Source organism: Nitrobacter hamburgensis X14 (genome assembly GCF_000013885.1).
GTDB classification, from domain to species: Bacteria; Pseudomonadota; Alphaproteobacteria; order Rhizobiales; family Xanthobacteraceae; genus Nitrobacter; species Nitrobacter hamburgensis.
In genome coordinates this window covers 23,893-43,067 of sequence record NC_007961.1, presented here as the reverse complement: position 1 = coordinate 43,067, position 19,175 = coordinate 23,893, and the positions used below count along the sequence as shown (strand labels likewise).

General features: G+C 64.2%; 23 protein-coding genes and 1 pseudogene. 9 read left to right on the top strand and 15 right to left on the bottom strand.

All coding sequences use genetic code 11. The features are described 5' to 3' along the window. Positions 1 to 71: 71 nt before the first annotated feature. From NHAM_RS23380 to NHAM_RS28745, 4 genes are all read right to left on the bottom strand, one after another. Complete coding sequence (locus tag NHAM_RS23380) at positions 72 to 1,913, bottom strand: sensor domain-containing diguanylate cyclase (protein WP_011505241.1); 1,842 nt, start codon at positions 1,911 to 1,913, stop codon at positions 72 to 74. Between the two features lie 311 nt (positions 1,914 to 2,224). Further along, on the bottom strand, positions 2,225 to 2,740 hold the full coding sequence (locus NHAM_RS23375) for a GNAT family N-acetyltransferase (protein ID WP_011505240.1): 516 nt from the start codon (positions 2,738 to 2,740) through the stop codon (positions 2,225 to 2,227). Beyond that, positions 2,728 to 3,018, bottom strand: coding sequence for a DUF1778 domain-containing protein (locus NHAM_RS23370; protein WP_011505239.1), 291 nt, complete (start codon positions 3,016 to 3,018; stop codon positions 2,728 to 2,730). Before NHAM_RS23370 ends, NHAM_RS23375 begins: the two co-directional genes overlap by 13 nt. Positions 3,019 to 3,076: 58 nt before the next feature. After that, entirely contained in the window at positions 3,077 to 3,412 is a 336-nt protein-coding gene (locus NHAM_RS28745; protein ID WP_245270146.1) for a helix-turn-helix domain-containing protein, read from the bottom strand. Between NHAM_RS28745 and NHAM_RS28740 the strand changes: the two genes are divergently transcribed. After that, on the top strand, positions 3,362 to 3,688 hold the full coding sequence (locus tag NHAM_RS28740) for a hypothetical protein (RefSeq protein WP_041359764.1): 327 nt from the start codon (positions 3,362 to 3,364) through the stop codon (positions 3,686 to 3,688). The genes NHAM_RS28745 and NHAM_RS28740 overlap by 51 nt on opposite strands. Before the next feature lie 89 nt (positions 3,689 to 3,777). After that, positions 3,778 to 3,951 (top strand): hypothetical protein, encoded by a 174-nt coding sequence (locus NHAM_RS23360; protein WP_157043864.1) that lies wholly within the window; start codon positions 3,778 to 3,780, stop codon positions 3,949 to 3,951. Between the two features lie 287 nt (positions 3,952 to 4,238). Here the strand turns inward: NHAM_RS23360 and scpB are convergent, their stop codons facing one another. The 6 genes and pseudogenes from scpB to NHAM_RS23335 form a co-directional block, all read right to left on the bottom strand. Continuing rightward, complete coding sequence (gene scpB / locus NHAM_RS23355; protein WP_011505238.1) at positions 4,239 to 4,937, bottom strand: SMC-Scp complex subunit ScpB; 699 nt, start codon at positions 4,935 to 4,937, stop codon at positions 4,239 to 4,241. A 17-nt stretch (positions 4,938 to 4,954) separates the two neighbouring features. Continuing rightward, positions 4,955 to 5,947 carry a DUF1403 family protein gene (locus NHAM_RS23350; protein WP_245270145.1) on the bottom strand — a complete coding sequence of 331 codons (993 nt, stop codon included), beginning with the start codon at positions 5,945 to 5,947 and terminating at the stop codon, positions 4,955 to 4,957. A 145-nt stretch (positions 5,948 to 6,092) separates the two neighbouring features. Beyond that, positions 6,093 to 6,713 (bottom strand): hypothetical protein, encoded by a 621-nt coding sequence (locus NHAM_RS28735; RefSeq protein WP_245270144.1) that lies wholly within the window; start codon positions 6,711 to 6,713, stop codon positions 6,093 to 6,095. Positions 6,714 to 6,887: 174 nt separating this feature from the next. Further along, a pseudogene (locus NHAM_RS29520) lies at positions 6,888 to 7,313 on the bottom strand (TniQ family protein); the annotation flags it as partial. Continuing rightward, positions 7,310 to 8,239, bottom strand: a complete 930-nt coding sequence (locus NHAM_RS23340) for a TniB family NTP-binding protein (RefSeq protein ID WP_041359759.1) — start codon at positions 8,237 to 8,239, stop codon at positions 7,310 to 7,312. The pseudogene NHAM_RS29520 and the gene NHAM_RS23340, both read right to left, overlap by 4 nt. Further along, a complete protein-coding gene (locus tag NHAM_RS23335; RefSeq protein WP_011505234.1) occupies positions 8,230 to 9,885 on the bottom strand; it encodes a Mu transposase C-terminal domain-containing protein in 1,656 nt (551 codons plus the stop codon). The genes NHAM_RS23340 and NHAM_RS23335 overlap by 10 nt, the downstream gene beginning before the upstream one ends. Before the next feature lie 301 nt (positions 9,886 to 10,186). Between NHAM_RS23335 and NHAM_RS23330 the strand changes: the two genes are divergently transcribed. From NHAM_RS23330 to NHAM_RS23320, 3 genes are read left to right on the top strand one after another with little or no spacing between them, the layout of a single operon-like run. Continuing rightward, entirely contained in the window at positions 10,187 to 10,441 is a 255-nt protein-coding gene (locus tag NHAM_RS23330; protein WP_011505233.1) for a type II toxin-antitoxin system VapB family antitoxin, read from the top strand. Next, positions 10,441 to 10,827: a type II toxin-antitoxin system VapC family toxin gene (locus NHAM_RS23325; protein WP_011505232.1), complete on the top strand. Its 387-nt coding sequence runs from the start codon at positions 10,441 to 10,443 to the stop codon at positions 10,825 to 10,827. The genes NHAM_RS23330 and NHAM_RS23325 overlap by 1 nt, the downstream gene beginning before the upstream one ends. Before the next feature lie 2 nt (positions 10,828 to 10,829). Then, complete coding sequence (locus NHAM_RS23320) at positions 10,830 to 11,903, top strand: tyrosine-type recombinase/integrase (protein WP_011505231.1); 1,074 nt, start codon at positions 10,830 to 10,832, stop codon at positions 11,901 to 11,903. A 4-nt stretch (positions 11,904 to 11,907) separates the two neighbouring features. Here the strand turns inward: NHAM_RS23320 and NHAM_RS23315 are convergent, their stop codons facing one another. From NHAM_RS23315 to repA, 5 genes are all read right to left on the bottom strand, one after another. Then, positions 11,908 to 12,321, bottom strand: coding sequence for a type II toxin-antitoxin system VapC family toxin (locus NHAM_RS23315; protein ID WP_011505230.1), 414 nt, complete (start codon positions 12,319 to 12,321; stop codon positions 11,908 to 11,910). Further along, the gene (locus NHAM_RS23310; RefSeq protein ID WP_041359822.1) at positions 12,318 to 12,566 is read right to left on the bottom strand and encodes a type II toxin-antitoxin system VapB family antitoxin; all 249 of its coding nucleotides are present in this window, start codon (positions 12,564 to 12,566) and stop codon (positions 12,318 to 12,320) included. Before NHAM_RS23310 ends, NHAM_RS23315 begins: the two co-directional genes overlap by 4 nt. 81 nt (positions 12,567 to 12,647) lie before the next feature. Then, on the bottom strand, positions 12,648 to 13,973 hold the full coding sequence (gene repC / locus NHAM_RS23305; RefSeq protein ID WP_011505228.1) for a plasmid replication protein RepC: 1,326 nt from the start codon (positions 13,971 to 13,973) through the stop codon (positions 12,648 to 12,650). Positions 13,974 to 14,249: 276 nt separating this feature from the next. After that, positions 14,250 to 15,281, bottom strand: a complete 1,032-nt coding sequence (gene repB, locus NHAM_RS23300; RefSeq protein WP_011505227.1) for a plasmid partitioning protein RepB — start codon at positions 15,279 to 15,281, stop codon at positions 14,250 to 14,252. Then, positions 15,278 to 16,492, bottom strand: a complete 1,215-nt coding sequence (repA, locus tag NHAM_RS23295) for a plasmid partitioning protein RepA (RefSeq protein WP_011505226.1) — start codon at positions 16,490 to 16,492, stop codon at positions 15,278 to 15,280. Before repA ends, repB begins: the two co-directional genes overlap by 4 nt. 415 nt (positions 16,493 to 16,907) lie before the next feature. Between repA and NHAM_RS23290 the strand changes: the two genes are divergently transcribed. From NHAM_RS23290 to NHAM_RS23275, 4 genes are read left to right on the top strand one after another with little or no spacing between them, the layout of a single operon-like run. After that, positions 16,908 to 17,531, top strand: coding sequence for an acyl-homoserine-lactone synthase (locus tag NHAM_RS23290; protein WP_011505225.1), 624 nt, complete (start codon positions 16,908 to 16,910; stop codon positions 17,529 to 17,531). A 17-nt stretch (positions 17,532 to 17,548) separates the two neighbouring features. Then, on the top strand, positions 17,549 to 18,517 hold the full coding sequence (gene trbB / locus NHAM_RS23285) for a P-type conjugative transfer ATPase TrbB (protein ID WP_041359818.1): 969 nt from the start codon (positions 17,549 to 17,551) through the stop codon (positions 18,515 to 18,517). Continuing rightward, positions 18,507 to 18,878, top strand: a complete 372-nt coding sequence (locus NHAM_RS23280) for a TrbC/VirB2 family protein (RefSeq protein ID WP_011505223.1) — start codon at positions 18,507 to 18,509, stop codon at positions 18,876 to 18,878. Before trbB ends, NHAM_RS23280 begins: the two co-directional genes overlap by 11 nt. Continuing rightward, positions 18,871 to 19,170 (top strand): conjugal transfer protein TrbD, encoded by a 300-nt coding sequence (locus NHAM_RS23275; RefSeq protein ID WP_011505222.1) that lies wholly within the window; start codon positions 18,871 to 18,873, stop codon positions 19,168 to 19,170. The genes NHAM_RS23280 and NHAM_RS23275 overlap by 8 nt, the downstream gene beginning before the upstream one ends. Positions 19,171 to 19,175 lie beyond the last annotated feature (5 nt).

The following is a 19,175-nucleotide window of genomic DNA, read 5'->3' as shown; positions in this document are numbered from 1 at the left end:
ATTGCCGGCAAACGTTCCTGGAGCCGAGCTTTGGATCGCGGGTGTCTGATTGATGGCGATGCGGATGAGACCTACTCGCTGTCGGCCGAGACCGACCTCGATGTTTGCGCAGCTTCCTCCGGCGCGATCCCCCTTTGCTCGGCTTGGACCACGCAATTGCGCCCCGACTCTTTGGCGCGCAGTAGGGCGGCATCTGCCGTTCGAACAAGCTGGCTGAACATGCAGTGATCCGGCGCAGTCGCCGTGCCAAGAGAGGCGGTGATTGTCCCGAGTTCGCGTCCGCCGTGCTCGACCTGCAGGTCTTTGATCTTGCACCGAGTCTCCTCGGCGCGCAGAAGTGCGTGCTCCGCCCCCATGTCGGGCATGAGCAACAGGAACTCCTCCCCGCCATACCGAAAAGCGTCAGTGTCGCGCGTCGATCGCTTTAGCAGATCGCCGACCGCACGAAGGACGACGTCGCCGGCATCATGTCCGTAATCGTCATTGAAACGCTTGAAATGATCGACGTCCAGCATGATGCAGCTGATGGGCTGGTTGGCCCTGTTCGCCTCCAACAATCTGGATTCGAGGACAGTCTCAAGCTGGCGCCTGTTCGCAAGGCCGGTCAGCGGATCGAGCATGGCCATGGCGCGCAACCTGTCTCGCAGGCGCAGATTGCCGACTGCGAGACCGACGTTTTCCGCGAGTATCTTGAGATAGATTTCCGGCACGTTCGGGTCGGGCTGGCAGAGGTCACTGCGCGGCTCAAGGTAGAGAAGCCCGACCGTGGTCCGCTGCGCGTTCAACGGCAGGCAAATTGAGTCGATCGGCTGTTCGTCGCCGAGGTGATCACAGACGACATCGGCGGCACACCCCTTAGGGCGATGCAACTCGCCTCGTTGCAGCGCCCAGCACGCAATAGGGGGAAACTCGCGAGGCGAACGGACCGCTCCAAGCCACGAGCAGGCCTCAACCAAAAGATTGCGGCTTTCATCCAAGAGATAAAGGCGACCTGCGAGGCCAGGCGCAATCTCCGGGACAAAGCCCCCGATCACCCGCTCAAGCTGAGCCATCGTCTCGCATTCCTGCATGCGCTGTGTCATCCGGGACAAGAGCGCGCGCTTTGCGAAATCCGCATTCCGCTCCTCTTCCAGCCGCTGGCGTTCAAGGCCGTTTTCGCGGAAGACGCGAATGGCCTGCGCCATGTCGCCGATCTCATCGATCTCGCCGTAGTCCGGAGGCTCGACGGCATAGTCTTGGGCCGCCAGACGGTTGACCACGTCGCTCAGCTTGACGACAGGACGCAACACACGCCGCTTGAAGACGAAGTAAAGGACGCAGAGAAACAATAGGCCGGTGACGCCGAGGACGACCTCCGAAAAGGTCTTCCAGAGTTTCGAGACGTTGACGGCTGCGGCGACTTCGCTGTCTGTCCGTTGATCGAGGCGATATTGAAATCGCTCCACGTCTGCGGCGACCCGATCCAGCTGGCGATCATACTCGATGCCGAACAGGATGCTGCGCGCCCGGTCCGCATCGCCCTGCTGGCGAATCTTGACCGCGTCCTGCTGCTCATCCTGAAGAGCATCGGCCAGGCGCATTGCGTCAGTCAGCGCGTTGACCTCGTCAGGACTTGCGCCGAGATCCTCGATTTTCCGGACCCTCTCCTCGACCGATCGCAGCGCTGTTACGTCGCGTTGGTAGATGTCGAGATGCACGGGGTCGCCCGTAATGACGTATTCGCGCGCTTTGTCGCTGAGCGATGTGACTTCGGTCGCGATCTTGGCGCTTGCCTGGTCCAGGAGCTCGCGCTGCGCAACCGCGGCTCGTTCCCCGTCCTGGACGTTCGAAGCGAGCAGCATCGTCGCGCCCGACGCGAATGTCAGCAGAAGAGTCGCTCCGTAAGCCCAGTTGGTGATTGTCGCAAGACGCATGCAGCTTCAATACAGCCGAGCTCTTTCGATTGCGTTATCATTGGGCGCCTCCACACTGTAGTGGGCGCGTCTCGTGCGGTATGAGAAATATTCCGTGCATTCGAGGCTTAGGATTGTAACGACATTGCTTCTTCGCCCGCGCCGACGCCGTCCAGGTTGAGAGAGACTCTCGTCCCCGGCCGGCAGGCAGACACTGTCTTTGACTTCGAGCTCCGCAACCGGCCTGCAGATGTCGAGCGGTTTTGTCGTGGCGGCGTGGAGCTGTCGAGACCATGTCGCGGCGGCCCTGCGCGTCCCACCAAAATAATTGGTCACACACGCGCATCACCAAGATCTTTGACCCTGGTCATGAGCGTCATGGGATCAAGCGGCGATTCCTTGAATCCGCAACTGAGGTAGAATTGCTTTGCACGTTCAGAGAGCGCGTGGACCACGAGCAAGGCCACGCCAACGCGCTCGGCCGCCTGCAACACTCTCAGGGAGGCGTCGCGAAGCATCGCCTGGCCAAGCCCCTGACCTTGTTCGCCGCGCGCGATGGCAAGGCGGCCCAAGACCACGACGGGAAGCGGATCGGGCATGTTACGCCGGAGCCGGCCTGGCGCCGCGTCCAGATCGATCCCGCCGCTGGCGAGCGCGTAATATCCGACGACCTTTCGTTCCCGGCAGACGACGTAAGTGCGCGAGGCTCCGCTGATCTGGTTTGCCCTGGCGCGTCGAACAAGCCAAGTATCGAGTGTCGGCTCGCCGCTGTCGAAGCTTTCGGTTGCGTGATCCTCCCGCAATACCTCCGGAAGGCTGAGCGGCGCGGCCTTCGTCAGCCCCGCCACGGCGGCGTGGTCTGCATCAGCTTGCGAAGGTTTGCATCCGCGGACGGCGGCTCGTCGAGGTAGGCAATCAGTCCATCATAGGTTTTGGCGTCGACCCGAAATAACACCTTGTCGAGCAGCGCCTCCTCGGCCGCAAACCGCGCGGCATTGAGCATGAATTCCGACCTGTTCTTGCCGGTCGCCGTGGCGGCGCGGTCGATCAATCGCCGATCCTCCGGGGAGACCCGCAGGTTGATCAGCGAACGGGATTTGGTGTCCTTCTTGCGTGCCTGGGCCATGGTGCCTCCTGAGCATAATATAGCGCGATGTAAAGACGATGTAAAGCTCAGGGTATTTTTAGGGATCTCCGCAGGCCGACCGCACGGACCGTCTTCGTATCTGGCGCCTCCGCTCGAGAATCCCCCAGGCCCGATACCGTCCCCGGCCTGTGGCTTCGCGCAGCCCCCAGCTCGCCGACCAGGGCCTGGGCCGCGCGGGGCGTAACCTGAAATTCCCGGCGATCATGCCGGCGGAGACGATCAGGCGGGTCAGCACGTAATCGAGCAGCGCCGGCAACCGGGAGGTCGAGCGGCGGCCGTCGAGCTTGCGCGCGAGCAACGTTCGGGCTGTCTGCCAGCGATCGTGATCCTTCAGGCCGGCTTCGGCCGCGGCGGCGATCGCCTCGAGCTGCACGGTGAGGCGGGGGGCCGTCGCCGCGGCAGCGTCCGGGTGCGCATTTCGGTGATGATGGGTTCGGACGACTATGGCGCGCCACTCCTCGAGGTGTTCCTCCTCGTCCCAGTCGAGGTCGTAGACCAGCGGGTCGCGCTCGGGCGGATGCCTCGCTTGACCGGCGATCTCGCCGGCCAGCGTGCGGTCGGCCTTGGCGATCGCCGCGTCAACGGCGGCGAAGACATCGGCCAGTCGGTTGTCGGCAGGGCATCGCGGCCTTCGCCCAGCGCGATTTGATCGCGCAGCATGTTTGCAGGCACTGCGGCCATGATTTGCGGATCGCCGCGCGGGTCAGAGGTCTCGCCGCGACCCGGTGCAAGGCTCAGGTGATCGACGATCTCTGTCGCGTCGAGGCGGCCCGCAGGTTTGCCGCCAGAAGTTCGTTGACGCGGCGGCTGATCTATCTGCGGCATGCCATCTCTCCTGGGGTTGCTCACGCACTGACGCAATTATCGGTGGCGGCCCGGATGGCTGCATCGATCGCCACGACCGCGGCTTGACTCCGCTGCGCCATGACGACGGCGCGACCATCGCGTTCTGGCGCGATTGGATCCGTTCGCGCCGCTGGCATTGCCGGCACTCTCGAATCCGTGTGCGAATTATTGTGTCGCGGGCTTGCGATGCCGCGCGAGGGTTGCCGCAAAACGTATCCAGCCGATGTTAAAACCGACAGCTTCGATCTCACAGCGCTTAGGCACGCATCCGCCGCGGTGCGGCGCGCCGACACTCTAAAGCGTGCGACATGACCTCGGTCCAGAGCGTCGTCCAAGCCCCGTCCGACCGATCGTCAGTCTGAAAGCAGCTCGTCACGCTCCGGACCCTCGTCGTCACCATCGCCAGCGGTCGTGCCGGCGCCAAAACCGGCAGGAAAGTCCCCCGCCAATAGCTTGTCCTTGCTGAGCAGGCCGGCATCCTCGAGCATCTCCATATCCGGCAGGTCGCGCAGCGTGGCGAAGCCGAAGTGCGACAGGAAGCCGTTGGTGGTGACGTAGGTGTAGGGCGCGCCGGGCTGCGGCGCCCGCGGCCCCGACGCGATGAAGCCAAGGCGGCGCAGATAGCCGATCAGGTCGCGGCTGACCTCCTGGCCGAAAAACCGGCCGAGTTCGCCGCGGGTGATCGGCTGGTAGTAGGCGATGCATAGCAGGATCAGGCTCTCGGCTTGCGAGAGCGGGCGGACCTGGTCGCCCAACCCGGTCGCGGCGCGGATTGCTTCGGCGAACCCTTTCCGGGTGCGGTGCTGCCAGCCGCCGGCGACAGACACGAGTTCATAGGGGCGGCCGCGCAGCTCGTCGCGGATGTCGTCGACGATGAGGTCGAGATTGCAGGCGCGGCCGACGACGCGGGCCAGAACCTCGCGCGGCACCGGCTCGGGCGCGGCGAAGATCACCGCCTCGACCCGGCCCATCCATTCGCGCCAGCGCAGTTTTGGCGGCAGGTCGGTCAGTTCGGTATCGAGATTGTCTGTTTGTCGCGCGCGCCGGCCCACATCAATCTCCCAACATGTCAGAGCCCGTAGAGCCGGAAGGCGGGCCGGCCGGTCAGCTCGCGCACCGCGCCGAGCGCCACCAGCCGCTCGAACAGACGCCGGCTCGAGCGGTCGCTGGCCGACTTGCCCTGCGCGGCCGGCTGCGCATCCTCGATCAGCAGCACCGACACGGTATGGTCGGCGTCCCTGCTGCGCAGCGTCGGCGCGACCGCGAGCAGGCGCGCCGCCCGGCGGGCGAGCTCGTTGTAGCGGTCGATCGCCGCCACCGCGGCCGTGGTGTAGGCGGTGCAGAGCGCGGTCATGAACACGGTCTCGCCGTCGAGATGCTGCGGCGCCTTGCGCAGCGCGCCGCGCGACAGCTGGGCCGCGAGCAGCGGCACCGGCGCCGGCCAGCGCAGTTGGTGCGCGAGGACCGCGTCGGCGAGCCACAGTGGCACCAGGTCTTCGTTGGGCAGAACACGCCGACTGGCCGCAGCAATCTCCGCAGCGGCGAGCACCGGCATGGTGTGCTCGCGCTTGGCGTGGCGGCCGGCGAGTTCGACGACCTGGTCCGGCAGCGCGTTGAGCGGATGGCCGAGTGAAGTCGCGAGCGCGACGATCCAGGCCTCGACATCGCCGCTGTCGCATTCGCCGAGCTGGCGCCAGGCGTTGAGGATGCGGCCCGCCGGACCCGGATCGTCGCTGTCGCGGCGCAGATACCAGGCGTCGCGCAGCGCCGCTTCGTCCTCGGTGCGCCCACTTTGCCGCGCCAGCGCGGTCGCGCTGGCCAGGGCGAGGCGCTGCCGCCACAGGCGGCCGAGCCGGTGGTCGTCGCGGGCGATCGGATGCAGCGCCGCCAGCGCCGCGCCCGCATAGAATAAGGCTTCTGTGACCATCTCCGGCGGCGCGCGGCGGCGCAGCCAGCTTGGTGCCGGGGCGAAGCTCGGCGGCGGTTCGAACGTGATTCGGGCGCGCGAGGGCATCCGGAACGGTAATATGGCGCGGCGCTTTTCGCCATAGAATTCGGACAAACCGCCGCGCCTGTCGGGGCATACCAACGACCGATAATGTTGCCTTATCGGTCGTTTTGCTCTTTATAGACAAAATGAGATGTGTCGCTCGCATTTCACCGCCGGACAGCCCCCAATCGGCGCCTGGAGGCGTCGGAATTTGCGGTCATTGAGCGGACCGGGTTTGCGGCCCATTCCCGGACGTCAGCCGGGAATGGCCTCTCTTGTCGAGCAGAGTGCCGCAATCCACGCAAATCGCCGCCCGGACGAAATCTCGCGCATCGTTGTGCGATTCCCCGAGCATAGTGCCCGAACGCGCTCCCGCTGTCGCTGGGGCAGCTTTTGGCTGCAATCCAGCGCGGATCAGCCAGAATTTGACGCGCCAGGCGCTCGTATTCGGCTGAGGAGCGCTTTTGTGGCTGGACATGCGGCCGTCTCGGCTTGGCCTTGAGAGGCGTTCCCGACGTGGCGCGGCCCGCCGCATCAGATGGGCAGCCGGAGGCGGCATTCCTCCGTCCCCACGCAGATCACCGCCAAAGGTATCATTGAGAGCGAGCAGCGTCAGGAAGCGCCAGCGCACAGGCAATCGCCCCAGCGGAGCATTGACGCCGACGGCGTGCCGGACGTCGTAGGGACAGCGCCAGCCGGCTTCATTGAACCACAGGGCCAGCACGGGCCGTGCGGCAGCCGGATGGTCGAGCGGCGCCCAGAGCGTCGCGAGCGCCCTTTCGAACCGCTCCCGCTCGGAATCGGCGCGGTCGATACCTGCCGTTATCCACGCCTGCACGGCGAGCACCGAACCGGCAAGGGCTGGATCGTGAGGCTGGGCCCCCTCCCCTCCCCGATTGGTGAAAACCCCTTCGCAATGGTTGCAGACGGGCCGCGCGCATCCCCCGCGCATGCGGAAGCCCAGGGAAAGAGGCCGGTGGCACCGCCCGCAGCGATCATGAAGCTGCCGGCCATGTCGAGGACAAACGCAAAGCTCAGCGAGCTCCCAATGGGCTCGCAGATAGGCGTCGCGGCCGGCAGCATGATCGTCGTCAAAGCAGGCGGCACAGACCGGCGGTGACCCGATCGACAGCGCCCATTCTGGCCCCCGGGTTGCGTACCAGGATCGCGGGCGTCGCGGATAGCGCCGGCTCAGGGACAGACGCCGCAGGCGCTCGGGATCGACACCGCAGGCCGCAGCCCACTCCCGTGTCTGATCTGCCGCCGGCGTGCTGTCATCGATCGGCCGAGGCGGCGCCGGACTTTGCCCTGCGGGGAAATAGCCGGCTAATTCCTGCGCTGTGAGGCCATAGCGGCATGCCACCCGCGCCAGCCACGATGACAGCAATTCGTCGCGATAGGGTCGTGGCGCAACCGGCAAACGGCTTGTCGGCTTCACCGTGCCGCCGCCTGCGGCGCCCGCCGGCGTGCCGATTGCGTCATCGACACCAGCGGCAAGACGAGGTCATCGCCGAAGCTCATGAGGTCGAGCCGTTCCCGTCCCGAGCGGACGGCCTCTTCGGCCGCCGTCTCGATCAACCGAAAAATCCGGGCCGTGACGCCACTGGTGAGCATATGGATCCGTTCCCGAACCGCGTCGCTGTCGAGATCGGACGGTGCTCGCAGCGGCAGAATGCCGGCCAGGCTCTTCAGGAGCCGCGCATAGGCGTGGTCGTTCTTCCAGGGCTTGAGATGAAACGCCTCGAAGCGCTCGGCGAGCTGGGCGTCGGTGAGCAAGGCCTGACGCGCCAGATCCGTGCCGGCGCAGACCAGCGGCACTCTCAAATCGTTTGCGAGAAACCGCAATGCATTCAGAAAAATCCGCTGCTGCCGATAGGTCCCCGCCAGCATGCCGTTGACCTCATCGAGCACGATCAGCTTGGCGCCGACCGTGCGCAACAGCGAGCGGCAGATGTCCTTTTCCCGGGCAAGCGCCCCGCCCACGAGCGCGGGAGCCTGCAGGCTGGCCAGCAATTCGCGGTAGAGATCCCGCTCGACCGGCTCCGAGGGTACCTGCGCCACGACAACCGGCCGGTTGGTGACGCCGGTCGACTGACACAAGGTCGCCGGGTGGGTGCGCTCGAACTTGCGAATGATCTTGGTCTTGCCCATGCCGGTGTCGCCGTAGATCAGCAGGCACGGCATGCGGTCACGCGGCGGATAGACCAGCAATGCCTCCAGGCGGGCCAGCACTGCGGCGGCCTGGTCGAAGCCAACCCAGCGGTCCGCTTTGATCCAGGCGATGCGCTCTTCGTCCGGGAGTGCGGCATAGCGGCGGTAGCGAGCGTCGAGGTGCTCGTAGGCCCCCTCCCCTCTCACGACCATTCCTCGACGGGAAAGATGGGCACCTTGCTCCAGTCGATCGGTCGATCGTCCTCGGCTTGCCTCGGCTCGGCCGGCGCCGAGGAGCTGTGCGCCGTGGCGGCGCCGAGCGCGCGGTCGCGCTTTTCGGCCAGCTGACGCGCCGCTTTGGTGCGCCGGGTGGCCTCATCGACCAGCATGCGCTGGGCTTCGATGGTCTCGAAGATCAATTGCTCGTCGACAAGCGCCAGACCGCGCTCCCGCAGGGCGGTCCGGGCGCGGCGATGCTCGCCCAGCGTAATCGGCGGTCGCCGCAAATCGGCAAAGCGGATCGGCCAGCGCGTGCCATCCGGAGCCCTGACGTAGATCTTGGAAAGATCGCGTGGGTCGTAAGCCACACGCAAAGGCCGATCGAGCCGGCCGGCCCAGATGCTCAGGATGTCATCCCAGTAACGCAGGCCGAACAGGTGAATGCCGTCGCGTCGGACCTGCCGGTCAACGGAAGGCAGGAAATCGATCATGAAACCGGCGAGATCATGGGGCTGACACACGGGCCTGACACGGCGGGCCAAGGCTTCATGCCAGGCCGCCAGCGGCGGGATTCCCAAGGCTCCATGCCGATCAGCATGGTAACGCGTGATCTCAAGCGCCATCCACTGTTCAAGTTCATCCAGCGTCATCATCGCATTGGCGGCTGAATCATAATCGCCGCGCTCGTCAATATCGCTGAAGGTTGTGCCCGGCAGAAGATGGACCGCGCCCATCATCGTGCCGATCAGCCGTTCGATATGGCCTCCGTAATGGGGCGTCGCGACCGGCCGGTGGATCAGTTCGACGCCATATTCCTCCGCGCCACGTCGCAGGGCGCGCGACCGAAATTCCCTGGCGTTATCGACATGGATCGCCTCGGGGAATCCGCAGGTCGGCCAATCCGCATCGATCCCCAGTCCGGCAAGCCATGGCTCTTTCGGCTGCACGAGGTGCTGGATTGCGAGCGCAACCGAAACCGCCGACGGCGCCTCGAGCGTCAGATAGAAGCCCGCGACCATGCGGCTCGCAACATCGATGGCGAGCGTCAACCACGGTCTTTGCAGCGGCCGTCGGTGCTGGCGATCAACGACGATCACGTCGACCAGCGTATGATCGATCTGAACAACCGCAAAGGCATGCCCCGCTTCGTATTGCCCCGGAACGGGCCGGAAACGGTCCCGCGCGGCCTTCGGACCCTCCCGCGCCATGGCGAGTTCGGCAGGATCAAGCGCAGCGATCCGCGCTCTGACAGCATGCCAGGATGGCGCCCGCAGGCCGCGCACACGGCAGAGCCGGCGGATTTCCTTGTGCAGCCGATTGATGCTCGGCTTCTGGCGTGTCTTGTAGAAGTCCTGCAACGCCTCGGCGATCACCGCTTCGGTCTCGTCCGGCAATCGGCGACTGCCTTGTCGCGTGCCTGCCGGGCGCGGCAACAGTGAACTCGCGACGGGATGCTCGCGATAGGCCCCGATCAGCTCATAGAGGCGGGTTCGTTTGACGCCGAGTTCATGGCAAGCGCGGAGGAAATCCGACCGGCCGGGACGGTCAAGCGACACCAGTCGTCGGATCACGGCCTCCCTCGAAACCGCCTCGCTCCAGGTACTCTCATCGACCGAGTTCTTGTCAGGCCCATGAACCACAGCGACCTCGCTGCGAAGTTTGTCCGCTCAAATACTACGAAAAATCCGTTGATTCGGCTAGAATCCGCTCATGAACCTAAAACACGATTCGTGCCAGATCAATGACTTGCTGTCCGCCAATGAAACGCGAACGACAAGCCCTGACGCCCCGCACAGCCCCGAATTCGATGCCCAGGACGGCTCCGCGCCGCCTGAGCGCCGGCGAAGGAACCTCGCCCGCCGTCAAAAATGTGCTGGGCGCTTGGGTCGAGACGCCTTATATAGGTAGAATATTGAAGAGTAGGAACCAAGGAACCCTGCAATGGCGCTAAGCATCAAGGATCCCGAGACCGAAAAGCTCGCGCGCGCACTGGCCCAGCGCACCGGGGAGACCATCACCGTCGCAACCCGCCGCGCGATCGAGGAGCGGCTGAAGCGAACGGAATCGCAGGCGCGCAAGGCCGCCCTTCTGGAGGATATGGAGGCGATGCAGCGTCGACTGAATGCGCTTCCGATTCTCGATCCCCGCAGCCCCGACGACATCATCGGCTACGACGAAAATGGCGTTCCAAACTGATGGTGATCGATACGTCCCCGATTGTCGCGATCTTCTTCAATGAGCCGGACGCTGCGCGCTTTCGTGAGCGCATCGCCGACGATCCGGTCCGCCTGATCTCGGCGGCAACCGTCCTCGAAGCGGCCATGGTCATCGAGGCCCGTTTGGGCGAGGCGGGAGGGACAGAACTCGATCTCTGGCTGCATAAGGCGGACGTCGAGATCGTTCCCGTGACTGCGGAGCACGCCGACCAGGCCCGGCGCGCCTGGCGTCGCTACGGCAAAGGCCGCCACCCGGCCGGATTGAATTTCGGCGACTGCTTTTCCTATGCCCTGGCCGCCCTCAGCGGTGAACCCCTGCTGTACAAGGGCAACGACTTTTCGCAGACCGACATCAAGGCGGCCTGACGATGAACAATCTCTCTCCCGGCAGCGACAGCCTTCTCGTCCCTTCGCAGGCCGTGCGAGAGCCGGGCGACGCTCCCTCCCCTCCTCTACCCGCCCACCTCGAGCAGCTCGCCGATCGCGCCCGCGGCTATGTCGAGGCCGCGAGCTCGGCCAACACCCGCCGCGCCTACGCCTCCGACTGGAAGCATTTTTCGGCCTGGTGCCGGCGCCAGGGCCTCGAGGTCTTGCCGCCCTCGGCCCAGACGGTCGGGCTCTACATTACCGCCTGCGCCTCGGGCACGGCGACCGCCGATCACCAGCCGAATTCGGTCGCGACGATCGAACGCCGGCTCTCGGCCCTGACCTGGACCTATGCCCAGCGCGGCACGCCGCTCGATCGCGCGGATCGGCACATCGCGACCGTGCTCGCCGGCATCCGCAACACCCACGCCGCCCCGCCCCGGCAGAAGGAAGCGGTTCTCCCGGAAGACGTCATCGCCATGCTGGAAACGCTCGATCGCGGCACCCTGCGGGGATTACGCGACCGCGCCATGCTGCTGATCGGCTTCGCAGGAGCCCTGCGCCGCTCGGAAATCGTCGGCCTCGATGTTGATCGCGACGACACCGAGGACGGCCGTGGCTGGGTCGAGATCCTCGACAAGGGCATGATCGTCACCCTGCGCGGCAAAACCGGCTGGCGCGAGGTCGAAATCGGCCGTGGCTCCTCCGACGCCACCTGCCCCGTTATCGCGCTGCAGACCTGGCTGAAACTGGCCAAGATCGGCCATGGGCCGCTGTTCCGCCGCGTCATCGGCCAGGGCAAGGACGTCGGGCCAGATCGCCTGACCGATCGGCAGGTCGCTCGTCTGGTGAAATGCGCGGCGTTGGCGGCCGGTGTCCGGGGCGATCTCCCCGAAGGCGAACGCGAGGAGAAATTCGCCGGCCATTCGCTGCGCGCCGGCCTCGCCTCCTCGGCCGAGGTCGACGAGCGCTATGTCCAAAAGCAGCTCGGCCACGCCAGCGCCGAAATGACCCGCCGCTATCAGCGCCGCCGCGACCGGTTTCGGGTCAATTTGACCAAAGCGGCCGGACTTTGACCCGTCAGAAGTCCCACGGCGACATCAGCTCGAGCCCTGTCGAAGCAAAATCACTCCGATTCCGCGTGGCCAAGCGACCGCCGTTGACGCGGGCGATGGCCGCGATCATTCCGTCGGGCGCGGAGATCGGCTGGCCGCGGCGTGTCGCCTCCCCCATGATCTCGCCATAGGCCAGCGCGGCCTCTTCGGTCAGGCCAAAGATTCGATCGGCGAAGCGTCGCCGCCAATCCAACAGCCCCCGTTCCAGGCGCTCAGCGCGCTGATCGGGTCTGATCTTCTGAATACCGAATGCGATCTCGGCGATCGTGACCGTGGGAAGCGCAAGCTCGGCATCATGGCGAACCAGCCAGGCAAGCACGCCGTCATCGGGGGCTTTTCTCAGGGTCTCGGAGATGACGTTAGTGTCGAGAAAGATCAAAGCTCTGGCCCCGTGTGTGGGTGCCGCCCCTCGCGGATGACTGCTTCGAGATCAATGTCGGCATCGGCGCTCGCCTTCAGACGGGCGTAGAACGCCGTCGGCGGCTCCCGTCCGGCCGCCCGCTCCTCGTAGGCCTCCAACGCGCGCTCGACCACGTCAGCGATCGAGCGGTTCTCCCGACGCGCCAGACGATGGGCAAGATCGCGAGCCTTCGCACTTCGAACAGAAAGTTGCGGTTCAGCCATATCCTTTGCCTCCTTGGCCTTAAGCATATAGCCATAAGTGATCTGCCAGCAAGATGGCACCTGCTGGCTCGCCAGCTCGGATCACTTTTGCCACCTAGACAGAGGGGTCCGCAATTGGTCGCTCGGCTGCAAACCGCCGCCCTGGGCCGTTTTTTGCGGCTCGGCGGAATCCCGCCCACTCTGGGTCGCCGGCGGCTTCGAGGCGTCGAGTTTTGCGCGCAACAACGCCATGACCATCGGCCAGACCGAGAATTTGCCGTCCTTGGCGCGCTCGGTCAAACTGCGCAAATAGCCGCCGGCGCTGCTGATCTGGTCGGATTTCTGATAGATCGCAGCAAGCGTGATCGCAGCCTGTTGTTCGCCCAGAACTTCCCTCGCCTCGCACCACGCGCTCGGGCTGATCCCCAACATCGGCCGGGCGAGCTCCGCCGCGGCCAGAAAATCCCTCCAGTGGCGGATTTCGCCGTCTTTCATCAGCCAGCGCATCTCCGGGCAGGCGTCCAGTACAATTCCCAACGGCAACTCACGCTTCGGCAAGCTCCGCAGGTTGTCGGTAGCCGCGACCTTGCCGCCCGCTTCAATCTTTTTTGGCGGACCCTCTTCAGATTCAGAATGAGAGTCTGGATTTGAATTCTGTATGTGGCGCCCGGAATGGGACTCATTGGCGTCCATATTCTGTGTTTTCGTAAACGATTCCAACAGCTCTCGGATATCACGCCAGAGCTTTTCCATCTCGCCGCCGATACTTTCCAGGATTTGGCGGGGGGCGGTCCGGGGAATCCGCACCGCTATGTCCTGGTAAGTCTGCTGAAACCGCCTCCAGTCCGCTGGCACGCCCTCATCAATCCCCGCCTCGACCATCTTCACGATGTCCCTGCGCAGGATGGTGAGCCGCTCCTTGGCGACCCGGAAAGCCTTCTTCTCGGCCTGTACCGCCTCGGCCAGGGATTTGTATTCCTCAGCCCTTGCCACGATCGGCGCCAGGTCGAAGCCGTAGGCCTGCTCGATCTCTCCGCCCCGCCCTTTGCGGGCAAAGCGCTTCCCGTTCGGGCTGTCCCTGCGGATGATCAAACCGCAATCGACAAGGATGGCCAGATGCCGGCGCAGCGTCGTGGGCGGCATCCCGTTGGCCCGTGCCATCAGTTGCTCGTTGGACGGCCAGACGATCAACTCGCTATCGCCCTGTAGAGCCGTCTCCGGATGGAATGACAAAAGCGCATGCAGGATTGCCAGGGCGCGATCGGTCGCGCCGAGCACCTGGCGCGCCTCCTTGATGTGCTGAAAGACGTGCCACTTGTGAACAATGACCGTCTCCGACTTCTCTTTCTTCGCGGCCAGCTGGCTTGAAATCATGCCAAGCGTCATCGGTCGCCGCCCAAAGGGCGTCGTTGCTAGGTGTTCCGTCATGGTCGTGCCCTCAGCTTTTAGGCAAAGCGAAAGCGCTCACCAAAATGGTGTCCAACGCCTCAAAGAGGCTCTTGACTGTGATTCGCGGAAGTGAGATTCTCGATGTCGCCAGACATTACGAGAGAGGCTTCCGGGACACTGTTTCGGGGCCTTTCTTTTTACCGCATGCTACCTCTGTGTTTGTCGCACTATCGTCCGGCTTCGGCCGAGGCCTCTGCCCTTCCCGCCGTCCAGCCAAACCTTGTCAGGTGACAAGGTCGGACCGCACGCCGAAAATCACTCAGTGCCCTCTCGGGCAAAAAATCTTTCCACCAACCCCGGCAGCTCTTCCTCCAGGAAGGCGCCAAATCCGGATGCGTGCTCCTCGGCGACCGTGAGCTTGATGTCCCCTTTTGCGAAGGTAGCCTTCCCGAGGACCCTGCCCGCTGGGCCCCGAAGTTCGATCTCGCTTCGCGAGCGCGCCGATGGTGCCTTTACAGCGGCAAGGGCGAGCTTGAATCGATCGTCGGAGGTCAGGATGGAAACCTTGTCACCTGACAAGGTTTTTCGCACCCGATCCAGCGCAGCCGGGTCCTCTCCGATGGAAGCCGCCATCGCGACCCAACGGGGCCGACCCGCCTTCGGCGCCCGGCCGATCGCCTCGATCACATCGACCGGGACGGCTCGGCACACTGCCCGAAGGCGGGCTAGCTCTGGATCATCGATCGAAAGAGCGACGCGGATATCGCGGGCTTTGATGCCGGCCTGATCCATTCGCCACGCGAAAAGCGCGCGCTCGATCCAGCTCAGATCTTGACGCGCCGCGTTCTCGATACCTTGTGCGACGACGAGCTCGCTGTCCGACAGCGCGACAACCGTGGCTTTGACCTTGATGCCGAGATCCAAGGCCGCTCGCCAGCGGCGATGCCCGTAAACGACCTGGTATCGACGGCTGACCTTCGGATGCCGCCGGACCTGGATCGGCACCTTCTGACCTTCTTCGGCAATAAGTTTTTTGAGTGCTTCGAAATCGACCTGACTGTCATCAGGCAGCCGGTCCGGGAAAGGGGAGGGATCGATAGAGCCCGGATCAAGCTCTGAACCGCCGGCAGCGTCAACGAGCGCCTGAAGCTTGTCCCGCTCTTCGCGCAGTTCCGCTAATGATCGCTGCGTTGCTCCAATAACCCCAGCTCCGACTCGGGCCGGCGGTTGCGCCGGCGCATCCACACGGGCGGGACTTGAAGGGGAGGGGTCCGAGGTCGTCTCAGACTCCGAGAACGATCCAAAGTTGGCAAGTATCGATCGTCCCGAACGACTTTTACTCGTCATGTTCGCCCCCAAGCGTGGGTAACCAATGCCAGGATCTGCTCGTTGACCGCGTCGATTGATTCTCTCGCCCGCTTCGCGGTTGCTGCCGAAATGTTGCCTGGCTCCAACTCGTAGAGGGTTCGCTTAGCCAACCCTGCCGTCTCAATCGCGGTGCTCGCGATCGCAGTCGCAGTCAGCACATCTTCAGCGAACAGATGCCGCAGCATCGTCACGACCCGGACCTGCGATTGGTCAAACGGATCATGGCGGGTGACGACATATCGAAGAAAGTCCTGCTTCATGGTCGCGCCGGCATCGCGGATAACGGATATGAGATCACCCATCATCAGCAAGAACTGGCTCATCGACATGACATCGAGCATTGCGGGATGGACCGTCACGAGAAGCCCAGTCGCCGCGTAGATGGCGCCCAATGTCAAGAAGCCGAGTGACGGCGGCGTGTCCAAGATGACGACGTCGTAAGCGTCTTCAACGTCCGCCAATGCGAGACGCAACCGCTCGAAAAAGATGCTCTCCGAGCCCGGCTGCCGCCTCGACAGGTAACGAGGCGTCTCATGCTCGTACTCCATCACCTCGATATTTCCGGGAATGAGGTCGATGCCCGTGAAGTAGGTCGGCCGGATGATGTCAACGATGGGTCGGCGTTCATCGTCATAGCGCAGGGCGGCGTAGATAGTCTCGTTCTGCCGGACATCGATTTCGGGCTGCGCACCGAACATCGCCGACAACGACGCTTGCGGATCGAGGTCGATCGCTAAGACGCGATAGCCATGGAGGGCTAGGAAGTGAGCAAGATGCGCACTCGTTGTTGTCTTGGCGCTGCCGCCCTTGAAGTTAGCAACCGCGAGAACCTGCAGATGCTCGTCGGCTCGACGGTGGGGCAAAAACCTGAGGGCATCTGCCGGACGTTGGGCGGCAAAGAGCTGCCGAAGTTCGTTGATTTGGGCAAGCGTATAGGCTCGATGATTATTTTCGAGCCGCGCAGGGAGGGGACCTTTCCCTTCATTCGACATCAACTTCAGTGTTGATTCCGGGATCGACGTCAGCTTCGAGACCTCATGGGTCATGAAATGCCGAAGGCTCTTCTGAGCGTCCGGGGGATACATCTGCTGGCGACGTGCCTGCAAATGTTCGGAAAGCATTCCCGCGTGCCGGATGATCTTGTCCGCGGGGTCCTCGGTGGGGTCACTGTTTAGGGCCTGCGCAGGCATTGCCGATTCATTCCTTCATTGTCGGCCAATAGGCGATTTATCGCCCTTTGCCCGCCAAAACTAGGTCACGATTCTCGGCGTTCGTCCAGTCCTTTAAGGTTAACAGATACTTAACGACGGTTCTCAGCCGCGCAGTGGAACGCGATGATTCGTTCAGAATCGCGCAATCATTTCGCGGGGTTATTGCGCGCGACAACAACGTCACGATGGCAGTTCAGCACCCCGTTAATCCTACATCCGAGAGGCAGCGTTTGACGGCCGATTTCGACGGCAAATGAGCCTCGTTCGGTCCCGCACTCGCGACTCACCCGCGACTCCGAGCTCGCCGAGACCCCGTTAATTCTACAGAGGGTCCGTCCCGCCGCTTCATGCTGATTTGCCTCCGCTCACCTGAACACGACGGAGGAATCAGCGGATGCGGGCCATAGCAATCGATGCGAACGAAGACAGTGGAATGCGTTCTCTGCTCGACGGGATGCATCAGTTGCGTGCTCGGGTGTTCCCCGGCTGGCTCGGCTGGCAGGTGAGAATCGAACAGGGACACGAGCGGGACGAATACGACGCCCTCGGTCCGACCTACATCCTGGCCCTGACGGATCATGGCGATGTCGCCGGCTGCGCGCGCCTGCTTCCGACCATCGACCCGAACATGCTGTCGCAGACCTTTCCGCAGTTACTCGCGAGCGGTCGGCTACGGGCTAAGCCCACCAGGATCGAGAGCTCACGTTTTTGCGTCGACAGCCAACGCGAGGGGAGGGGAGGCCGGTGCCTGCACGAGGCGATATTGACGATGTTCGCAGGCGTCATCGAGTGGTCGATGTCCAACGGCTACGACGAGATCGTCACGGCAACGGATGTGCTTTTCGAGCGCATCCTGCAGCGGGCGGGCTGGCCGATGACGCGCCTCGGCGGCGTCGAACTGATCGGCGAGACTATGAGCGTCGCCGGCATCCTGCCAGCCGATCGGACGAGCTTCGAACAGGTCTATCCGCCGGGCTATTGCTCCGACCTGCGCCGCCTTAAGCGCGCCGCAGCATGACCGCCGGCGCCCTGGTCATGGCCGAACTTCGTTCCCATCCGCGGCTTGTCCGCAAGCTCCACGACGCATTGGGCGACCAGATCTGCGCCGCGCTCGACGACACGAGCGTCGTCGAAGTGATGCTCAATCCGGACGGCCGGCTGTTCATCGAACGGCTCGGGCAGGGGATGGCGTCGGCCGGCACGATGGCGGCTGCGACCGCCGAGATCATCATCGGCAGCGTCGCGCACGCGCTGCGATCGGAGGCGGACGACGAGCGCCCGATCATTTCCGGGGAACTGCCGATCGGCGGCCATCGCTTCGAGGGCCTGCTGCCGCCCGTCGTTGGTGGGCCCGCCTTTACAATCCGCAAGCGGGCGTCGCGCCTGTTTGATCTCGATGATTACGTGACGCAAGGCGTCATGACCGCCGACCAGGTCGCGGTTGTCCGCAATGCCATTGTCTCGCGCCTGAACATCGTGGTGTCCGGGGGCACCGGCTCGGGCAAGACCACGCTCGCCAATGCCGTGATCGCCGCGATCGTTGCGCATGCGCCGGAACAGCGTCTCGTCATCCTCGAAGATACGGCCGAGATCCAGTGCGCGGCCGAGAACGCCGTCTCGCTTCACACAAGCGACACGGTCGACATGGCGCGTCTGCTCAAGAGCACGATGCGGCTTCGGCCGGATCGCATCATCGTCGGAGAAGTGCGCGATGGCGCCGCGCTGACGCTGCTCAAGGCCTGGAACACCGGCCATCCCGGCGGCATCACGACCATCCACGCCAACAGCGCCCATTCCGCGCTGCGTCGTCTCGAGCAGCTGACGGCCGAAGCCAGCCAACAGGCCATGCGCGAGGTCATCGGCGAGGCGGTCGATCTGATCGTCTCGATCGAACGCACGGATCGCGGCCGCCAAGTCCGCGACGTGCTGCATGTCGAGAGCTACTCGGCAGGCCAGTACCAGACCGAATCCTGCGCCCGGAAGGAGCAGCGCCATGTCGCGTGACCGCATGATGATCATCGGCGTCGCCGGCATGGTGTTCGCGCTCTTGCTCATCGAGCCTGCTTTCGCCTCGACCACTGGCGGCGGCAATCTCCCTTGGGAAAGCCCGCTCCAACAGATCCAGCAATCGATCACCGGCCCCGTAGCCGGGTTTATCGCGCTCGCGGCCGTGGCGGTCGCCGGCGGCATGCTGATCTTCGGCGGCGAGCTCAACGATTTCGCACGACGGCTGATGTATGTCGTGCTCGTCGCCGGCATCCTGCTCGGCGCGACGCAGATTGTCGCGCTGTTCGGCGCGAGCGGCGCCTCGATCGGTAACGTCGCGCCGATCGCGGACAGGGCAGGGGACTTCGGTCATGGCTGAGGCCGGGGCCGAACTCCGACGCAACCGCATTCATCGCGCGCTGTCGCGGCCGAACCTGCTGTTCGGCGCGGATCGCGAGCTCGTCCTGCTCACGGGCCTCGCCGCCGTGATCCTGATCTTCGTCGTGCTCACCTGGTATGCGGCGATCCTCGGCGCCGCGATCTGGATCGTCGTCGTGGCGGCGCTGCGGATGATGGCCAAAGCCGACCCGATGATGCGGCGCGTCTATGCCCGGCACATCTCCTACCGGCCGAACTACCGGGCGACGTCGACGCCCTGGCGGCGTTACTGAGATCC